Consider the following 3,206-nt stretch of genomic DNA (forward strand, 5'->3'; position numbering starts at 1 on the left):
ACTTTTCTGTCTAATAATTAGATTATTTGTTTATATTTGATAGAATTAAACGGAGGTTTTTTCACAGACTGACGTTACCAGCAAGCTTAAAAAAAAATACCGTAAATACTAGAACATAACCCAATATCGATAAAATGAAAGATGAAATAATAAAATTAATCAAGAAATGGAAAGAAGAAGTATCAAAAGATATTGAAATTGATAGTATTTATTTATTTATTTGGCAGTTCTATTTATCTTGATGGTAGAATGTTTAAAGCCAGTAAAAGTGATTTAGACTTAATAATTCTTATTCCTGAAAATATAAAAGATGCTCTTGATAGAAAAAATTGGCTTCAAAAACTAAAAGTAAAAAAAGAACAGCTTGAGAAAGAAGTTCTGTTTTTACTAAAAAAAACAGATACAAATGAACAAATCGTAAGTATAGTTCCAATCACAAAATTAGAATTAGATTATAATATCCACAAAGGAGAAACACGAAACTTTTTTGAAATTAACGAATTCTTAAATATTAATGATGAAGCTGTATTCAAAGGTTCTGATTATTTTACTTTTAAAGAATGTAAAAACGAATTTGTAATTCAAGTTTTAAAAAGCGTTCAAAAAGCAAGAAATAGCTATTTAACAAACTCAGCAATCATTGATTACCAGGAATTAGAATGGAAAGGTGACGATATAATTCCAAAACCATTAGCTAGAGAAGCAGCAAAAATAGCTTCATTTTCAGAAGAAAATTATACAACTGGTGATGAGTTAAACACATCATTTGGATGCGATTTTATTAAGCAAAATTTAAAATCAAAACGAAATATCGAAGAATTTTTAGACCTTTATACATGGATTGACGATAGAAGCGGTGGTAGAAGTAATTCTCAAGAAAAAGACATTTTAACACAAGAAAAACATTTATTGCTATACGAGTTTCTTTACGATTTAACAATTCTATCAATGAACAAAATTATAAATGATAAAAGTCCCATAATTCAACCTGCTGAGTTAAATCCTGAATTTAAATTATTTCTAGACGACACAGAAATATTGTCAAAAGCTCATTCTAATAAAGTTTCTCTTTCGTTAAGTGATATATATGTTAATCCATCTTTTAAAAAATATGAGGGTTCAAAAGACGAAATAAATGATGTCGATTTTTCAGATTTAGTTGATACTTTTGATGAAACTGCAAAAGTTTTAATTGCTGGTGAAGGACAATCTGGAAAAACAGGTTTATGTAAACGTTTTTTTATAGAATTGTTTAACAGAGGATTCTTTCCTGTTTATATTTCAGATGGAAAAAACAAATATTTGGGAAATTTAGAGTTAAAAATTGAAAACTCGTTTACTGAACAATACAGTAGTAATATAAAATTCTCTGAAATAAACAGAGAAAACATTATATTGATATTGGATGATTTCCATCAGGCAAAAAACAAAGAAAAGATAGTTGGTCAAATTGCTGGTTATGATAGACAAATATTAATTGTTGATGACATTTTTAATTTCAATTTTAAAAATGAAACACTAATGGAATCATACGAACGATATAAGATTAATGAATTTAGTCCTACCCTACGTAACGAGTTAATAAAAAATTGGGTGTTGTTGTCAGATACCACATGGACAACAGACAATGAAATTTATCACGAAATTGATACTAAAACGGAACTTGTAGATTCAGCTTTGGGCAAAATAATTGGTAAAGGAATAATTCCATCGTATCCGTTTTTTATTTTGTCATTTATAAGTAATTATGATACTGTAAGCAAACCTTTAGATCAAAACATAACATCACAAGGCTATTTTTATCAAACTTTATTATACCTATATTTAAGAAAAGAAGGTGTGAAAAATGACGATTTTGATACATATTTTAATTTTCTAACAGAACTTTCTTTTTTCTATTTCAAGAATGAAAAAACTGTTATAAACAAAATTGATTTTGATAAATATATTGATGAATATAAAAGTAATTTTAATCTAACCATTACATTAGAAGAGTTAATAAAAAATCTAAGAAATACAAACATTTTACGACTTGATGGTTTAGGTAACTACTCGTTTGGATATTCATATATTTACTATTTTTTTGCAGGTAAGTATTTTGCAGATAATGCTGTTGCACAATCGAAGAATGTTGAAAAAATACTCGCTAACTTGCACATCGATGAATATGCGTACATAGCAATTTTTATATCACATCATGACAAAAATACCACAGTCTTAGATGAAATTGTTTTAAATGCTATGACCCTATTTGAAAAATATAGTCCTGCAACCTTAAGCCATGAAGAGTTAAGATTTTTTGATGAACGGATTGACGAGGTTGTTCAAGCAACACTACCTCACATTACAGAATCTGCGGAAAATCATAGAAGCGAAGAATTAAAAAAGAAAGATGAAAATGAAAAAGCTCAATTACCAAACAATACAAATGATTTAGAAGACGAATCAGAGGATGACGAACTATCGATTGAATTGAGAAGAAGTATAAAGACTGTTGAAGTAATGGGCAGGATTATTAAAAATCGTGCTGGTTCATTAAAAACTGAACAACTTGAATTAATTTTCAAGGAAGGTATGAATGTACATCTTCGTATTTTGACATCATTTATTGAGTTAATAAGAAATGAGGAATCACAAAATTTCGTTGAAGATATAATCACTAAAAAACTAGAACAAATAATTAACGAAAAAGAGACAGAAGAAGAAAAAAATAAATTATTAGGAGATAAAGATAAATTAAAAAAAATAGCAAAAAATATATTTTGGAATATGAATTTCAGTCTTATCTATAGCCTAAATAGTAAAATAATTCATTCTTTAGGTTCAAATAAACTAACAAAAATTGTTCAAAATGTTTGCGATGTTGAGGATACTCCAGCAACTTTTATCATAAAGCATGGAATCTACATGTGGTATAATAAAACACTACAAATTGATGAGATATATGACTATATTGAGGCAGATGGCTTTTCTAAAACAGCAAAGCGAATTATGGAGCATCGTATAGTCAATCACTGCCAAACTCATAGTATTGGTTACAAAGAGCATCAGAAAATTGAGCAAAGGTCTAAAATACCAACAAGAATTTTGCTAAAAAGAAAATAAAGCCTGCTGGTAACAGCTAAGGTTTCCTATGTAAAGCAATTAAAGTTATCAACAACTTTTTCTCTGAGCGATATGTGGGTGATTTTCGAGTATAAAATGCC

At 27.8% G+C, this 3,206-nt stretch carries 1 protein-coding gene; it reads left to right on the top strand.

Features of this window, described 5'->3' with window-relative positions; all coding sequences use genetic code 11:
- The first annotated feature begins 198 nt into the window (after window positions 1–198).
- A complete protein-coding gene (locus AC4PRO_RS18030; protein WP_492118377.1) occupies window positions 199–3,105 on the top strand; it encodes an NACHT domain-containing protein in 2,907 nt (968 codons plus the stop codon).
- Window positions 3,106–3,206: the final 101 nt, after the last annotated feature.

The sequence above is a fragment of the Flavobacterium sp. DW-iso2 genome (assembly GCF_058725285.1).